The sequence below is a fragment of the Williamsia sp. Y844 genome (assembly GCF_056786475.1).
The window spans coordinates 1,977,880-1,993,970 of record NZ_JBXCJB010000001.1; the positions used below are offsets into that span (position 1 = coordinate 1,977,880).

Consider the following 16,091-nt stretch of genomic DNA (forward strand, 5'->3'; position numbering starts at 1 on the left):
CGGGCACAGCCGGAGCAATGACGGGGCCAGGCTCCCGCTCGCCGCTCTCTCGATGTACTCCCACGTTACGGCCCGTGCCCACGGTCCACGACGTATTGGGTGTATCGCGTGCCCGAGCGAGTTCGTTCGCATCATGTCCGAGGGGCCCGGGCGGGCGCAGCGCCGGCGGATGTTCGTTGCTGACAGGCTCACTGTTTCGGCAGCGGCCCCGGCAAGGGCTCAGAGCTTTCGGGCGGCCTGCTCGCCTTCCCAGATGGCGTTGAAGATTCGCCGCGGCGCCAGTGCATCTCCGACCACCTGGACATCGACACCACTGCCGTTGAGCTCACGGGCCAGTGCATCGTCGGCGGTGTTGCCGAGAACCAGCACGATGGCGTCGATCTCGGTGAGGACCGAAGTCTCGTGTGTGTACACATCTTTCAGCATGACAGTGTCACCGTCGATCGCGGTCACCTCGGTTCCGGAAGTGAATGTCATTCCCGCCCTGCGTAGTTGACCGAATGCGAACGGAAGGTCGTGAGCATCCGCGAAGGCGTGTCCGAGCTGGGGGTATTGCGAGACGATGTGTACCGGATGGCGTCGACTGAGAAGATACTCGGCGGTGACAAATGCCTGCCGGTCACCGGTGTCGTCGACGATCAGGACCCGGTGAGGTATTTCGGTGCGGCCGGTGAGGATCTCCGCAGGGGTATAGACGTTCCACTGGTCGGAGCCGGGTAGCGCCGAGGCGGTCACCCAGCGGTCGGGATGCCGCGATGTCCAGCCGTGCCGGATCGGTGTGGATCCGGTCGCGATCACCGCCGCGTCGTAGTGCCCGATGAGATCGTCTACGCTCGCCCGGTGTCCGAGCGCGATCTTGACGTTGCTGCCCGCGAGCTGTGTTGTCAGCCAGTCGGTAACGCCCGACCACTCGCCGTACGAGTCGGCCATTGCGATCAGTCCGACCTGCCCGCCGAGTGTGGATTCCTTCTCGAAGAGCGTCACCTCGTGGCCGAGTTCGGATGCCGTCAGAGCCGCACGCAGTCCCGCTGGTCCACCGCCGACGACCGCGACGGTGCGTGGCCGACGAGATCTGACGTCGTCGAGGGCGAATATGCGTTCGCGGCCGACCTTCGGATTGTGTATGCAGGCGAGTGGGCCTCGTGCGAACGAGGCGACGCACCAGTTCGATCCGATGCAGGGCCGAATGGTGTCGGATCGCCCCCGCTGGGCCTTCTCCGGCCAGCTCGGATCGGCGATGAGCTGACGCGCCATGCCGACGAATTGGGCTCTGCCCGTTACGAGTACGTCTTCGGCCATCTCCGGGGTGGTGATGCGGCCGACCGCGACCACGGGCACCGAGACCGCCCGGGTGATCGCGGCGGTGTCGGCGACCTCGTATCCGGCGGGCCGGGCAGCCGACGTTCCATAGATCTGCATCCGGTCCAGATAGGTGCCCTGACTGGTGGAGATGTAGTCGACGGCGCCCCAGCGTTCGATTTCGACGGCGATCTGGACCCAGTCGGCGTTGGTCAGAGCGGCGGCGGAATCTCCGTCACTACTGTTGAGCCGGATTCCCAGGATGCGGCCGGTGGGGACGGCCTGCCGGACCTCGTCGACGATCCGACGCACGATGCGCATCCGATTCTCGAACGAACCACCGTAGTCGTCGGTGCGATGATTGGTTGCCGGAGAGAGGAATTGACCGAGCAGGTAACCGTGGGCCAAACCGTGGACCTCGATACCGTCGACCCCGCCCTCGATCGCGTACTCGGCGGCCCGCACGTAGTGCGCCACCAGTTCGTCGATCTCGGGCAGCGTCATCTCGTGGGGGATCTCGCGGTAGATGGTGTCGGGCACAGCGCTCGGTGCCCAGGTCGGCAGACGGCTGATGATCCCGTCGGTCTGCCTTCCCCGATGCCACAGTTGTGCCAGCAGCAAAGTCCCGTGTGGATGGACGGCCTGCGCCACGGTGCGGTAACTGTCGACCACCGCCGCTTTGTACGCGAGTATTACACCGCGGCGCGGCTGGCTGGTCGGATGAACTGCCATGGCCTCCATGGTGATCACGGCGACGCCCCCGCGAGCACGTTCGGCGTAGTAGTCCGCGCTGGCGTCGGCGAACGTGCCGTCGGTGGAGAACTCCGTGGCATGTGCCGTCATCCAGACCCGGTTGCGGGCGGTGCGCGGCCCGAGGGCGATCGGTGAGAACAATGTGGGGTATTCGTGGGGCATGTGTGGCTCCAATACCTGGCCATCGGTGATGAACGTGCGGTCAGTGTTGCGCCAGCAGCTGTCCGAAGCCCTCGATCTGGTCGGGGATTCCGTTGGTGCGCAGGGCATGCCAGTAGGTGGCGGTATTGACCGCGATCACCGGGAGGCCGAGACGCTGTTCGGCGTCGGCCGCGATTGCTCCGGCACACATGTTGGCCCCGAACTGGACGATGGCACGAGGCCGGGTCTGCGCGAGGCGGTCGAATCCCTCCTGCACGGTTTCCCTTGTGGTGTGCGCGATCTGCACTGCGCTGGGGGCGCGCAGGTGGATGGCGTCGTGCAGCTGGTAGCCGCAGTTCTCGACGAAGGTCCGCAGATGTCCCTCGGAGACAGGTTGGTACGGGGTGAGCAGTGCGATCGGCCCTTCACTCACGCCGAGCGCACGCAGCGCGGCCGGTATCGCGTCGCCGGCATGGACGAGCCGCAGTTCTTCGCCGAACTTTGCTCGAAGTCGTTGCTGGATACCGTCGCCCGCTTTGGGGTCGCCGTACACCGCCTCGATCGAGACGCCGAGGACGATGCAGTCCGGCTCGCAGGTCAGGACCCGCTCGACGGCGTCGTCGAGACCGCGATCGATGTCGCGTACCAAGAGTTCGAAATCGTTGTCGTTGCTGGTGATCCGGTCAGGGATGTGAATGCGCCCGATGTGGTTGGTGACACCTGGAGGCCGCATGTCGTCGTATTCGGGCTGAACGACGGTATTCACCGAGGGCGTGACGACTCCCAATTTCAGTCGCCAACCCAACGCATCGGCCATGAGCGATCTCCCTCGAGTGGTAGGGCCCTGAGTTGCCGAAAGGCAATCGGTGCCCTTATTGCATACACGCTCAGTCGCAATCCTAGCAAGGATTGAAATAGTTAAGAGGAAGACCTACATTGCATACACATCCAATCATGACCGGCGGATTTGCTGCCGCAATGATGAAAAGGAGAGCGAGATGGCCACACTCACCACCCGCAAACTGACCGATGTCGTAGGGGCCGAGCTGGTCGACGTCGATGTCGACCGCTTGCGCAACGACGCCGAATTGCCCGCGGCGTGCATGTCCGCGCTGGAAGAACATGGCGTTCTGCTGCTACGAGGTCTGCCCATCGACGACGAGGTGCAGGTTGAGTTCTGCCGAAAACTCGGTGATGTGGTGCAATTTCCGGCTTATCCGAATCCGGACGTGATGGAGATCAGTTTCGAGCCGTCGAATCCGAATGTGCGTTACTTCTCGAGCAACGACCATTGGCATTTCGACGGTTCAATGGACGAGACGCCAGCGAAAGCTGTGGCCCTGACGGCGCACGTGCTCGCGAGCGACGGCGGCGAGACGGAGTTCAGCAGCACATATGCGGCCTACGACGTCCTGACCGAAGACGAGAAGGAACGATATGCGGGCCTGCGGGTATTGCATACGTTCGAGGCGATACAGCGGCGCAGCTACCCGGACCCGACACCGGAACAGCTCGAGGACTGGGCGACGTGGCCTGAACGTGAACATCCACTGGTGTGGGAACACCGGTCCGGGCGACGGTCTCTGGTCTTCGGGCACAGCGCCTCTCACGTCGTGGGGATGGATTTCGATGAGGGCCGCGCGCTGTTGGCCGATCTGGAGAAACGCGCCACCTCGCCGGATCGGGTGTTGCGGCACGAGTGGCAGGTGGGCGACATGGTCCTGTGGGACAACCTCGGTCTGCTGCACCGAGCCTGTCCCTTCGACCGGACGGAGGCGCGTCGGATGCATCGCACCACCCTCGCGGGAACCGAGCCGATCACCTGAGCAGCCACGGCATCCCCAGAGGTCACGACATACCAGAGGAACTGAACATGCAACTGAAAGACAAGGTCGCCGTCGTCACCGGGGCCGGCTCCGGTATCGGGAAGTCGATCGCGCACAGGTTCGCCGCAGAGGGGGCGAATGTGTTGTGCGCGAGCATAACCGGGCGCGCTCTGGACGTTGCCGAGGAGATCGGCGAGGATGCGGTAGGCGTCAAAGCGGATATCAGCAAGGAGGAGGATGTCCAGCGCATGATCGCGACCGCGGAAGAATCGTTCGGGCGGGTCGACATCCTGGTCAACAATGCCGGCTTCGGCGGCACCATGATGCCCCTGCATCTGCAGAGTACCGAGGATTGGGACCGCGTTCACGATGTGAATCTGCGCGGGGTCTTTCTGTGCATGAAATACGGGGTTCTGTCGATGCTCCAATCCGGCGGCGGATCCATTGTGAACATCTCCTCGATGACGGCCATGGTCGGCTTCAAACATCACGGTGTCTACGGTGCGGCCAAGGCCGGGGTCAATCAGCTGACCAAAACCGGGGCCCTCGACTACGTGGACAACAACATTCGGGTCAATGCGGTGTGCCCGGGGACGGTGTGGACGGGTTTGGTCGCCATGTCCAAGGAGTATCCGGAGCCGCCTCCGGGAGCGACCCGGGTGCCGGGCATCCCGATGGATCGTTGGGGTATGCCCGACGAAATAGCCTCGGCAGCATTATTTTTCGCCAGCGATGCATCCTCGTATATCACCGGTGTGCTGATGCCGGCCGACGGTGGCTACTCGGTGGGGTTCTCGGGGATGGGTGCCGAGAAATCGGGGCGGACTCCTGCCTGACGCCCAGGTCCTCGTTCGAAGGCCGAGCAGCCTTCAACGAGTCGAGGAGAGCGGTTCGCTGTTCTCGCCCGCCGTGTTCACCTCGAGCTGGGCAGCGGAAATGCTGAACTTGGGGATGAACCAGGCGATCCCGAAGGACAGCAGCGAGGCCACGGCGCCGCAGGCCATGACGATGCGGAACGCGCTTTCGGTGGGAACGGTCGTCGAGCCCACCGACATCGTCATCTGAGCCAGGATCACTCCGGCGATGGCACTGGCGAAAGATGTTCCGACAGAGCGCATCAATGTGTTGAAACTGTTCGCGGCACCGGTTTCGGTCTCCGGTACCGCACCCATGATCAGGGCGGGCATGGCGCCGTAGGCCAACCCGATGCCGAAGCCGATGATGATCGAGATGAGCACCATCTGCCAGATCGAGTGCATGAACATCACGCCGGTTCCGTATGCGATGGCCACGGCGATCGCGCCGAACATCAACGTGGTCTTGGGTCCTCGGGTTGTCGTGATGTGCGCGGACAGCGGCGAGACCAGCATCATCATCAGTCCGGAGGGCGCCATCACGAGTCCGGCGACCAGCATCGACTGCCCGAGGCCGTACCCGGTGGCGGTTGGCAACTGCAAGACCTGGGGGAACACCAGACTCATCGAGAACATGGCGAACCCGAGAACGATGGAGGCCATGTTGGTGAAGAGCACCTGGGGCCGGACACTGATCCGCAGGTCGATCAGCGGTTGCGGCACCCGTAGTTCCCACCAGCCCCAGATGACGAAGAATGCTGCGGCCAGGATCGCCAGACCGGTTGTCGTCGAAGAGGTCCAGCCCCAGTCGGCACCCTTGGAGATCGCGAGCAGCATCGAGACCAACGCGATCGACAGTGACAGTGCCCCACCGAAGTCGAAGCTACCTCCGCTCCGGATATTCGATTCGGGCACAACAACAATCACCAGCACGGTGGCGATGATGCCCATGGCGGCCGACGCCCAGAACAGAACGTGCCAGTTGGAGAACTCGGCGATCAGGGCGGAAACGGGTAGACCCAGCGCGCCGCCGACCCCGAGTGAGGAACTCATGGTCGCGACGGCGCCGGGCAGCTTCTTGGCAGGCAGCATGTCGCGCATGACGCTGATGCCCAGGGGGATGACACCGGCCGCCATGCCCTGCAGCGACCGGCCGACGATGAGGGTGACGATATCGGAGGCCAGTGCGCAGACCGCCGAACCGGCGATGAGTAGCGAGAAGCAGACCAGCAATATGCGGCGTTTGCCGAACATGTCGCCGAGGCGGCCCATCATCGGGACGGAGACACTGGCCGCGAGCAGGGTGGCGGTGATCGCCCAGGCGGTGTTGGACGCCGACGCGTCCAGTAGTCCGGGCAACTGAGGGATGATCGGAATGATCATGGTGTGGGTCAGGGCGGCGACCACACCGGAGAACGCCAGGACCGCGACGATGGCGGCCGGTTTGGCATCGATGGGCTGGTCAGGGCCTGAGTTTTCGGCGGTCGACATCGGCAGACTCCATCAGGCGCGCTTTCGAGAGCATCAATCAGTCAATTGACTTACCTAAAACTAGATCTCAGTTGTGGTTCAGTCAACTGGGCGGGGTCGGGGGTGATCCACGTCATCGATTCGAATCTCGGGAACCTGACGGCCCGCTGCTAAATCAACTGATTGACCAGGTGGGCGAATGAAGGTTGAATGGCGTCAGGAACGGGCCATATTCCTCTCGTGGCCCGGCCTGAAGTACAAGGTGGAAGTGGACCGATGACTGCGACGGCTGGATCAAAATCGACGCGTGCGGTGGCGACACGCGAGCTCATCCTCACCGCTGCCGAACGACTCTTTGCCGAAGAGGGCGTCTTCGCGATTTCGAATCGCCAGGTGAGCGAGGCCGCGGGACAAGGCAACAACGCGGCAGTCGGATACCACTTCGGCACCAAGACGGATCTGGTCCTGGCGATTGTCAACAAACACTCTTTGCAGATCGAGGAGTGCCGCGCGAAGCTGCTCGAGGAAACCGAGGGTTCCACTGACATCCGCGCGTGGATCTCGTGTCTCGTACGGCCGTCGACGCAGCATATGGCCGAACTCGGCACCCCGAGCTGGTATGCGCGTTTCAATGCGCAGGTGCAGACCGATCCGTCCCTGCGGCTGCTGGCTTATCAGCAGACCGAACGGGTGTCCCCGTCGTTGACCCCGATGGTGCAGGGCCTCGGGGCAACGCTTGCGCACCTGCCATCGGACGTCCGCGTCGCACGCGCCACGATGGGACGACTGCTGATGACGCACATGTGTGCCGAACGCGAACTCCAGCTGGCGACCGATGACACGGCTGACGCTGCGAGCTGGGACGACTTCGGAACCGATCTGATCGATGCCATGGCGGGTATGTGGACCGCGCCCGTGACCCGCTGAGCGCACCTCACACAACACAGGCCGACGACCCGATGAGGGGCGCCGGCCTGTATTTTTTGGTGCTTGGCTACTTGGAGACCGGCCGGTGGAAGGCAGCGAGCTGGACGCCGGCTGCCGCCAGTCCGACACCCGCTGCCAGGGCGGCACCCTGGTTGGTGCTGAGCTTGCTGTCAAGACCCAGGGCGCGGTCGACGCTGAAGCGGCCGGGTCCGATGGCGGCCAGGGCCACCGCGGCGGCTGCGAGGTTGGCGACGTACTCCCAGCCCTCCGAGGTGATGAAGAAGCCGTTGGGCTGATGCACCGAGCGGGCGGCGACTGCCATCGTGCCGACGACCGCGGCCGCGGCGAGGGGGGTCCCGGCTCCGGCGACGATCGCGGCCCCGGCCCCGACCTCCACCACGGCAGAGGCCTGCGCCTGCAGCTTCGGCTGACGGAAACCGATCGATCCGAACCATCCGGCGGTGCCTTCGAGGCTGCGGCCGTGCTTGATGCCGTGGGCGATCATGGTCCCGCCGATGGCGGCGCGAAGCAGCAACTGCACGGCGGTATGGTCGGATTTCGGTGCGCGGAACAGGCTAGTCATCGGTGCGGGGACCCTTCGTTCGGTACGTGTGCGTCAAATCTCACTCATGAAGGGTGTACCACCTCGTCACACCTTCCGGCGCGGCGAGGGGCCGAACTGCCAGGAACTACGGCAGCAGTGCAGCCCGGCCGACGGTGATCGTGATCGCTCCGTCCTTGCGTGCCAAGGTCCCCGGTGACGGTGTCTGATCGAGAATCTTGCCGTCGTCGGAACTACCGAGCGGGACGTTGCGCGGGACCGTCGTGATGGTGCCGCGTTCCCATCCGGCCGTCGTCAGTTGTGTTTCTGCCTGGGCGGCAGTGCGCCCACGCAGATCGGGCACCACGTACATGTTGCCGCGACTGACCGTCACCTGGATGACGCTGCCTTCGTCCACCTCTTCGCCTGCGTTCGGTGAGGTGCTGATGACCGTGCCCTGCGGCAGTTCGGAATCCGCCTCGATCGGTGAGATCTCCAGCTGTAGCTGCGTCAGATTGGTCCGTGCCTGTTGCAGTCGCTGGCCGGTCAGGTCGGGCACGGTGACCAGGCGGGGCCCGGTTCCGACCTGCATCGTGATCAGAGTCGTGACGGTCTCGGTGCTGCGTGCCGGCGGGTCGGTGCCAACCACCTTGCCCTTGAGCTCGGCGGTGGAACTGACCTCGACCGATCTGACGTTGCCGAATCCGAGATTGTTCAGTTCGGCGGTCGCCAGATCCAGCGTGCGTCCCCTCACGTCGGGCACCTGCTGGCGCTGCGGACCGGCCGAGACGTACAGCGTCACCGTCGAGCCCTTGTCGGCTGATACCCCCTCACCGGGTGTGGTGCGTGTCGGATTGCCCTCGGGGACGGTGGCGCTCGGTTCATCGCGCTGGTTGACGCGGAAACCCATCGTCTCCAGTTCGGCTCGCGCGTCGGCCGCGGACATGTCCGTGACTCGTGGGATGGAGATCTGTGGCGTCTCGTCCGAGGCCCACGGCCGGATCAACAGCAACGTGACGGCCACGACCGCCAGGACCGCAAGTGCGCTCAGGGCCGCATATTTCAAGGCCTTGCGACGCTTCGGCGGCGGATCGTCATCGCCGCGGCCAGGTGAGCCCGTGCCACCGACCCGGGCAACCCGGGCACGGGGCCCGGTGTCGATCAGGGCGGTACGGTCCTCGTCGCTCATCACCATCGGTGCACTCGGCTTGCCGCCGGCGAGCACCTTGATCAGATCCGAACGCATCTCGGCGGCCGACTGGTAGCGGTTCGCCGGGTTCTTGCTCATCGCCTTGAGCACGATCGAGTCGAGCTCGGGTGGGATACCCGGACGCACCGACGACGGGATGGGCGGATCCTCCCGGACGTGTTGATAGGCCACGGCCACGGGGGAGTCACCGGTGAACGGGGGCTCTCCGGTGAGCAGTTCGAAGAGCACACAACCCAGCGAGTACACGTCGCTGCGGGCGTCGACGCTCTCTCCACGGGCTTGTTCGGGCGACAGATACTGGGCGGTGCCGATGACCGCTGCAGTCTGGGTCATCGAGTTGCCGGTGTCCGCCATGGCACGGGCGATGCCGAAGTCCATCACCTTGACCGCACCGGACTTGTCGATCATGATGTTCGCCGGCTTCACGTCCCGATGGACGATGCCGTTCTGGTGCGAAAAGTGCAGGGCCGCAGCAACATCGGCGATCCAGGTCATCGCCTGACGGGGGCTGACATGACCTTCGGCCCGCAGCACGTCGCGCAGGGTTTCGCCGTCGACGAACTCCATCACGATGAAAGGCAATGGCCCCTCGGGTGTTTCGGCCTCGCCGGTGTCGAACACCGACACGATGGTCGGGTGATTCAGTGCCGCCGCATTCTGGGCCTCGCGCCGGAAGCGGAGGTAGAACGTGGGGTCGCGGGCGAGGTCGGCGCGCAGGACCTTGATCGCGACGTCGCGATGCAGCAGCAGGTCGCGGGCCAGATGGACCTCGGACATGCCACCGAAACCGAGCGTCTCACCCAGTTCGTAGCGTTCTGAAACCTGCCTGGGGACAGCCATCAACCACCATTCCCGGAATCAGGACCCGTGGTCGTGGTCGTGGCATCAGCTGCGTCGGAAGCGCTCTCCTCGCGGGCAGGCAACCCGGGGATCGAGATGCTCGGCAGCGTGAAGATCGGGCTGCGCTCCGTTGTGGTGGTCGTGGTGGTCGGCTCCGGCGTTGTGGTGGTCGTGGTGTCCTCGGTTGTGGTCGTCGTCGTGGTGGAGCGGGTGGTGGTTGTGGTTGTTTTCTCGGTGGTCGGCGGCACCGTCGTGGTGGTCGTCGTTGTCCGGGGCCTCGACGAACTCGGCGACGGGGTGTCGGGGTCGTTGTTGGAGGACATCAACAGGAAGCCGACGGCGATGAGCGCTCCGAGGAGCAGCAGCACCGCGACAGCGGCCAGCGCCTTTTGTCCGCCCGACCATCCGTCCTGCGACCCCGGCGGAGGCGTTGCCGGTCCATTCGGAGGTGGGGTGGCCCGAACGGCGCTGGTGCTGGCAGGCGGAACCATCGCCGCGGTGGCGGGACGGGACGCGGCCGCGGCCGAACCGGGTTGCGGCGGACGACGACCGGCGCGCACGGCTGCGACGGCGTTGGCGAACTCGCCACCGTCGGCGTAGCGCTGAAGGGGGTCCTTGGCCATCGTGATCTCGATGAGTTCACGAACATTGGTCGGCAGATCCGCAGGCAGCGGCGGCGCTTCTTCGCGGATGTGTTTCATCGCCACGGTGATGGCGCCGTCCCCGAGGAACGGGCGGCGACCGGAGATCGCCTCGTAGCCGACGACTCCGAGCGAGTACACGTCTGATGCCGCAGTCGCGTCTTCGCCCAGCGCCTGCTCGGGCGAGATGTACTGCGCGGTACCCATGACCATGCCGGTCTGGGTGACCGGGGCGGCGTCGACGGCCTTGGCGATGCCGAAGTCGGTGATCTTCACCTGACCGGTCGGGGTGATCAGGATGTTGCCGGGTTTGACGTCGCGGTGGACCAGACCGGCATCGTGCGCGGCCTTGAGAGCCCGGCCGGTCTGTTCGAGCATGTCCAACGCATTGTGCAACGACAGCCGTCCGACCCGGGACAACACCGCGTTGAGCGGCTCACCGTTGACGAGTTCCATCACCAGGTAGGCGACAGACCCGGCACCCGGGTCCTGCGCTTCGCCGTAGTCGAAGACGTTGGCGATGCCCGGATGATTCAGCTGGGCGGTGGTGCGGGCCTCCGTGCGGAAGCGTTCGAGGAACTCGGGATCGTCGGAGAACTCGGCCTTGAGCACCTTCACGGCGACACGTCGGCCCAGCCGGGTGTCCATGGTTTCCCACACCTGGCCCATGCCGCCGGTCGCGATCAACCGCATCAGCCGATAACGGCCGGCGATGGTCGTCCCACCTTGCAAACTCACGCGGTCACCTCTCACCTACGAGCGCGTTGATGACCGCGCGCCCGATTGGAGCGGCCGAGGAGCCGCCCGTTGCCTGTAGTCCTCCATCGCCGTTCTCGACGATCACCGCAACCGCGACCTGGGCATTGCTCGACGGCCCGAACGCGATGTACCAGGCGAACGGGGTCTCGTCGGCGCCCTGGGTATCGGAGTGTTCAGCTGTGCCGGTCTTCGATGCGATCGGCACCGGTCCGCCGGCACCCGTGGTGTTGCGCTCGGAATCGACCATCATCGCGGTCAGCGTGGCCGCTGTCTGCGCGGAGATCGGTTCGTTGAGTGCGTTCGGTCGGGTGGTGTGCAGTGTCTTGAGGTCGGGAGCCTGGAGTTTATCCACGAGATAGGGCTGCATGCGAACTCCACCGTTGGCGATCGTTGCCGCGATCATCGCGTTCTGGATCGGGGTGAAGCGGACGTCGCGCTGGCCGATGGAGCTCTGGCCGAGCGCGGCGAGGTCTGGGATCGGGCCGACGGTGGACTCGGCGACCGGGAGCGGCGTGTTGGGCAGCTTGGCGTCGACGCCGAAGGCATTGGCCTGATTCTTGATCGTCTCGATGGGGTTCTGCAGCTTCGAGGTGGACAGGTCGACGAATGCCGTGTTGCACGAATACTCGAGCGCCTGATGCATCGTGACGCTGCCTCCATTGGAGGCGGGGCAGGTCTGGTTGCCGTAGTTGGTGAGCGAGGTCTGCGTCTGCGGCAACACGATGCTGTTGTCGGCGGTCAGCCGGGTGTTCTCGTCGAGTCCCTCTTCCAGTGCCGCCGCGGCCGTGATCACCTTGAACGTCGAACCGGGTGGGTAGGTCTCGTTGAGCGCGCGGTTCAGCATCGGCTGATAGCCGGTGGCATCGGCCGGATTCCAAGCGGCCCATGCGTCTTCGCGAACGGTCGCGTCGTGGCTGGCCAGCAGGTTCGGGTTGTAGCTGGGGGTGGAGACCATCGCCAGGATCGCGCCGGTGCTGGGATCGAGCGCAACCACCGCCCCGCGGCAACCCCCGTTGCAGCCGGCTGTCATCTGTTCGTAGGCGACCTGTTGCGCCCGCGGGTTGATGGTGGTGATCACGTTGCCGCCGCGCGGGTCGCGGCCGGAGAACATGTCGGCAAACCGTTGCCCGAACAGGCGGTCGTCGTTGCCGTTGAGGAACGAGTCCTCGGCTTGTTCGAGGCCGGAACTCCCGTACTGGAACGAGTAGTAACCGGTGACGGGGGCGTACGCGTCTGCCCACGGGTTCGGGTAGGTGCGCAGGTACTGCAGTCGATCGTCGGTGGGGACGGACTGGGCGATGACGTCGTTGCCTGCGGTGATCTGGCCCCGCTGGCGTGAGTACTCGTCGAGCAGGACCCGCTGGTTGCGGGGGTCGGCCCGGAGGTCGTCGGCCTTGAAGACCTGGACATAGGTGGCGTTGATCAGCAGCGCGAGGATGATCACCATGACTGCCGTCACCACGCGACGGATGGGAATGTTCATGGGCGTTTCACCATTTGCGTGGGTGCATCTGCGATCGGAGTCGGTTTCTTCTTGGTCGGGTCGGGTTCACGCGCGGCATTGGACACGCGGAGCAGCAGCGCCACCAGGATGTAGTTGGCCAGCAGCGAGGAACCACCGTACGACATGAACGGCGTGGTCAGACCGGTCAGCGGGATGAGCTTGGTGACACCACCGACGACAACGAAGACCTGCATGACGATGGTGAACGACAATCCGGTGGCGAGCAGTTTGCCGAAGCTGTCGCGCACCATGATCCCGGTTCGCAGTCCGCGGGTGACCAGGACCAGATAGAGCATCAGGATCGCGGCCAGCCCGACCAGCCCGAGCTCTTCACCGATCGTCGCGATGATGAAGTCGGTGTTGGCGAACGGCACGATGTTCGGGCGGCCCGATCCCAGACCGGTCCCGAACACACCACCGGTTGCCAGTCCGAACAGCCCCTGCCCGACCTGATAGCCCTGCCCGTAGAAGTCGCTGAACGGGTCCTGCCAGATGCTGACCCGGACCTGGAGATGTGAGAACAGCTGGTAGGCGAGGATCGCCCCGAGTGCGAACAGACTGAGGCCGATGATGAGCCAGCTGACCCGTTCGGTCGCCACATAGAGCATCACCAGCATCGTGGAGAAGATCAGCAGCGACGTTCCCAGATCCGACTCGAACGCCAGGACGCCGATGGAGATGACCCAGGCTGCCAGCAGGGGACCGAGGTCGCGGGCCCGGGGCAGGTCCATGCCGAGGAAGTGTTTGCCCGCGGTGGTGAACAGGTCGCGTTTCGAGACCAGCAGGGACGCGGTGAAGATGATGATCAGGATCTTCGAGAACTCACCGGGCTGAATGTTGAACAGCGGCGTGCGGATCCAGATCTTCGAGCCGTTGATCTCCGACATCGACGACGGCAGGATCGCCGGGATGGCCAGGAAGATCAGGCCGCCGAGACCGAGGATGTAGCTGTACCGCGACAACGTGCGGTGGTCGCGGATCAGGATCAGGACCGCAACGAACGCGACGATGCCCAGGACCGCCCACAGCACCTGTTGATCGGCGTCATGGGTGCGGTCGATGGGGCTGGCGGTCTCGCCGTTCTGTCCGGTGCCGAGGTCGAGACGGTGGATGAGCACCAGGCCCAGTCCGTTCAGGGTCGCGACCAACGGCAGGATCACCGGATCGGCATAGGGCGCAAACCGGCGGACCACTAAGTGGGCAAACCCGAAGAGCAACATGTAGGCGCCGATGTACTTCGCGATATCCCAAGTGACGCTTTGGGATTGAGCGAACTGAACCAGGATCAACGCGGCGAAGACGATGACGGTGGACAGGCCGAGCAGGGCAAGCTCGAGGTTGCGTCCGGTGTATGGCCGGGCGGGGCCCGGTGCTGGGGTCTGGGTGACTGCGGCCTGTGACATCAGCGGCCCCGACAGTTCCCCGGCGGTGTGACCGGTGTCGTCGGCAGCGGCGGCATCGTGCTGGCCGTGCCGGATTGCGGAGCAACGGTTGACGTCGTCGTCGAATCACCAGGCGCCGGTGCCGGTGTCTGTGGTTGCGGCGTGACCGCTTCGGTTGGCGCCGACGTCTCTTCCGGGCACAGCGACAGCAGGTTGTCCATCAGGTCGCGGACCTGGGATTCGGCGTCTCCGAGCGATACCGGGTCGCGGCCGTCGAGGGAGGCAGGCGCGGTCCCGGTCAGGTCGGAGACCTCCAGCGGCACGCAGTCGGCAGGCCGGTTGCCGTAGTCGACCAGCGTGACGGTGGGGTTGTCGGTGTCCATGCCCTTGGTGCAGGTGATCTTGCTCAGCTCGTGCAGGCTCATCCCGAGGACCGAACCCGGTAGCCCGCGATAGACCACGACCTGGCCATCGGATTGGCCCACATAGTAGTTCGACCGGACGATCGCGCGTCCGACGAACAGTCCACCGATCAGCAGGGCGATGATCCCCACGGCAACGCCTGCGAGGATCCATTTGCGGCGCGGGTGTGCCTGCCGGGGTTCGGGTTCGGGTGTGCCGATCGTCGGGCGACGCGGGGTCTGCGCGGGCGGCCGCAGCGCCGCCGCCCGGCCGGCCGAGGTGCTCGGATCGGGGACGTACTCCTGGTCGTCGCCACCGGCAGCACCACCGACGATCGGCCGGCTCTCGCCGTAATCGACATCGACGACGTCGGCGATGACCACGGTGACGTTGTCCGGACCACCGCCACGCAATGCGAGTTCGATGAGCCGGTCGGCGCAGTCGCGGTGGTTCTCGACCGACAGCATGGTGTCGCGGATCGTCTCTTCACTGACCACGTCCGACAGGCCGTCGCTGCAGAGCAGATAGCGATCGCCTGCCCGTGCTTCACGCACGGTCAGCGTCGGTTCGACCTCGGTACCGGTGAGCGCCCGCATGATCAGTGAGCGCTGCGGATGCGTGTGGGCTTCCTCGGCCGTGATCCGGCCTTCTTCGACGAGGGTCTGCACGAACGTGTCGTCGCGAGTGATCTGGGTGAGTTGACCGTCGCGCAGCAGATATCCGCGGGAATCGCCGATATGGCAGAGCCCCAGCCTGGAACCGGCGAACAGGATCGCGGTCAGTGTGGTCCCCATGCCGTCGAGCTCGGGAGCCTCGGCGACCTGATCGGCGATCGCCTGATTGCCCCGCCGGGTGGCCGCGTCGAGTTTGGCGAGGAGGTCTCCACCGGGTTCGTCGTCATCGAGGGGCCGCAGCGCCTGGATGACCAGTTGGCTGGCGACTTCACCGGCCGCGTGGCCGCCCATGCCGTCCGCAAGGGCGAGTAGACGGGCACCGGCGTAGACCGAGTCTTCGTTGTTGGCGCGGACCAGGCCACGGTCGCTCCGCGCGATATAGCGCAACACCAGTGTCACGGGCGCAACTCAATCACGGTTTTGCCCACGCGTACCGGAGTTGCGATGGGCACCCGCACAGCGGTGGTGACTTTCGACCGATCGAGGTAGGTGCCGTTGGTGGATCCGAGGTCCTCGACGTACCAGTCGTCACCCCGGCGGATCAGGCGTGCGTGACGCTCGGAGGCGTATTCGTCGGTGAGGACGAGGGTGGAGTCGTCGGCCCGCCCGAGAAGGACGGGCTGGGTGCCAAGAGTGATGCGGGTATTGGCCAGCGCACCATGGGTGACCACGAGATATCGGGCAGCGCCTTTGACCCGGGCCGGTGAGCCCTGGGTCCGGCGTTCGAACCGGGTGGGCGGTCGTTGGCCCGTCGCGGCATAGACATCGCTGCGGATAACTCGGAGCACTGCCCAGATCATCAGCCACAAGAGCAGCAGGAAACCGACACGCGTCAACTGCAGCACTATGCCTTGCACGTTTTCTCACC

General features: G+C 65.0%; 13 protein-coding genes. 3 read left to right on the forward strand and 10 right to left on the reverse strand.

Features of this window, described 5'->3' with window-relative positions:
- Nucleotides 1-219: 219 nt before the first annotated feature.
- Both AC1TQG_RS08905 and AC1TQG_RS08910 read right to left on the reverse strand, forming a co-directional pair.
- Nucleotides 220-2,214, reverse strand: a complete 1,995-nt coding sequence (locus tag AC1TQG_RS08905; protein WP_482136558.1) for an FAD-dependent oxidoreductase — start codon at nt 2,212-2,214, stop codon at nt 220-222.
- Nucleotides 2,215-2,254: 40 nt separating this feature from the next.
- Complete coding sequence (locus AC1TQG_RS08910; RefSeq protein ID WP_482136559.1) at nt 2,255-3,010, reverse strand: maleate cis-trans isomerase family protein; 756 nt, start codon at nt 3,008-3,010, stop codon at nt 2,255-2,257.
- A gap of 181 nt (nt 3,011-3,191) precedes the next feature.
- On the opposite strand from AC1TQG_RS08910, the gene AC1TQG_RS08915 reads away from it, so the two are divergent.
- Entirely contained in the window at nt 3,192-4,019 is an 828-nt protein-coding gene (locus AC1TQG_RS08915; protein ID WP_482136560.1) for a TauD/TfdA dioxygenase family protein, read from the forward strand.
- A 47-nt stretch (nt 4,020-4,066) separates the two neighbouring features.
- Complete coding sequence (locus AC1TQG_RS08920) at nt 4,067-4,855, forward strand: SDR family NAD(P)-dependent oxidoreductase (RefSeq protein ID WP_482136561.1); 789 nt, start codon at nt 4,067-4,069, stop codon at nt 4,853-4,855.
- Nucleotides 4,856-4,888: 33 nt separating this feature from the next.
- Here AC1TQG_RS08920 and AC1TQG_RS08925 read toward each other — a convergent pair whose 3' ends face one another.
- A complete protein-coding gene (locus AC1TQG_RS08925) occupies nt 4,889-6,364 on the reverse strand; it encodes an MFS transporter (RefSeq protein WP_482136562.1) in 1,476 nt (491 codons plus the stop codon).
- A 255-nt stretch (nt 6,365-6,619) separates the two neighbouring features.
- Between AC1TQG_RS08925 and AC1TQG_RS08930 the strand changes: the two genes are divergently transcribed.
- Nucleotides 6,620-7,270, forward strand: a complete 651-nt coding sequence (locus tag AC1TQG_RS08930; RefSeq protein ID WP_482136563.1) for a TetR/AcrR family transcriptional regulator — start codon at nt 6,620-6,622, stop codon at nt 7,268-7,270.
- A 67-nt stretch (nt 7,271-7,337) separates the two neighbouring features.
- Here the strand turns inward: AC1TQG_RS08930 and AC1TQG_RS08935 are convergent, their stop codons facing one another.
- The 7 genes from AC1TQG_RS08935 to AC1TQG_RS08965 form a co-directional block, all read right to left on the reverse strand.
- The gene (locus tag AC1TQG_RS08935; protein WP_482136564.1) at nt 7,338-7,853 is read right to left on the reverse strand and encodes a DoxX family protein; all 516 of its coding nucleotides are present in this window, start codon (nt 7,851-7,853) and stop codon (nt 7,338-7,340) included.
- Between the two features lie 106 nt (nt 7,854-7,959).
- Nucleotides 7,960-9,861 carry a Stk1 family PASTA domain-containing Ser/Thr kinase gene (gene pknB / locus AC1TQG_RS08940; protein WP_482136565.1) on the reverse strand — a complete coding sequence of 634 codons (1,902 nt, stop codon included), beginning with the start codon at nt 9,859-9,861 and terminating at the stop codon, nt 7,960-7,962.
- Nucleotides 9,861-11,240, reverse strand: a complete 1,380-nt coding sequence (locus AC1TQG_RS08945) for a protein kinase domain-containing protein (RefSeq protein WP_482136566.1) — start codon at nt 11,238-11,240, stop codon at nt 9,861-9,863. Before AC1TQG_RS08945 ends, pknB begins: the two co-directional genes overlap by 1 nt.
- A 4-nt stretch (nt 11,241-11,244) precedes the next feature.
- Complete coding sequence (locus tag AC1TQG_RS08950; RefSeq protein WP_482136567.1) at nt 11,245-12,744, reverse strand: peptidoglycan D,D-transpeptidase FtsI family protein; 1,500 nt, start codon at nt 12,742-12,744, stop codon at nt 11,245-11,247.
- Nucleotides 12,741-14,168, reverse strand: coding sequence for an FtsW/RodA/SpoVE family cell cycle protein (locus AC1TQG_RS08955; protein WP_482136568.1), 1,428 nt, complete (start codon nt 14,166-14,168; stop codon nt 12,741-12,743). Before AC1TQG_RS08955 ends, AC1TQG_RS08950 begins: the two co-directional genes overlap by 4 nt.
- Nucleotides 14,168-15,622 (reverse strand): PP2C family protein-serine/threonine phosphatase, encoded by a 1,455-nt coding sequence (locus AC1TQG_RS08960; RefSeq protein WP_482136569.1) that lies wholly within the window; start codon nt 15,620-15,622, stop codon nt 14,168-14,170. Before AC1TQG_RS08960 ends, AC1TQG_RS08955 begins: the two co-directional genes overlap by 1 nt.
- The gene (locus AC1TQG_RS08965) at nt 15,619-16,080 is read right to left on the reverse strand and encodes an FHA domain-containing protein FhaB/FipA (protein WP_482136570.1); all 462 of its coding nucleotides are present in this window, start codon (nt 16,078-16,080) and stop codon (nt 15,619-15,621) included. Before AC1TQG_RS08965 ends, AC1TQG_RS08960 begins: the two co-directional genes overlap by 4 nt.
- Nucleotides 16,081-16,091: the final 11 nt, after the last annotated feature.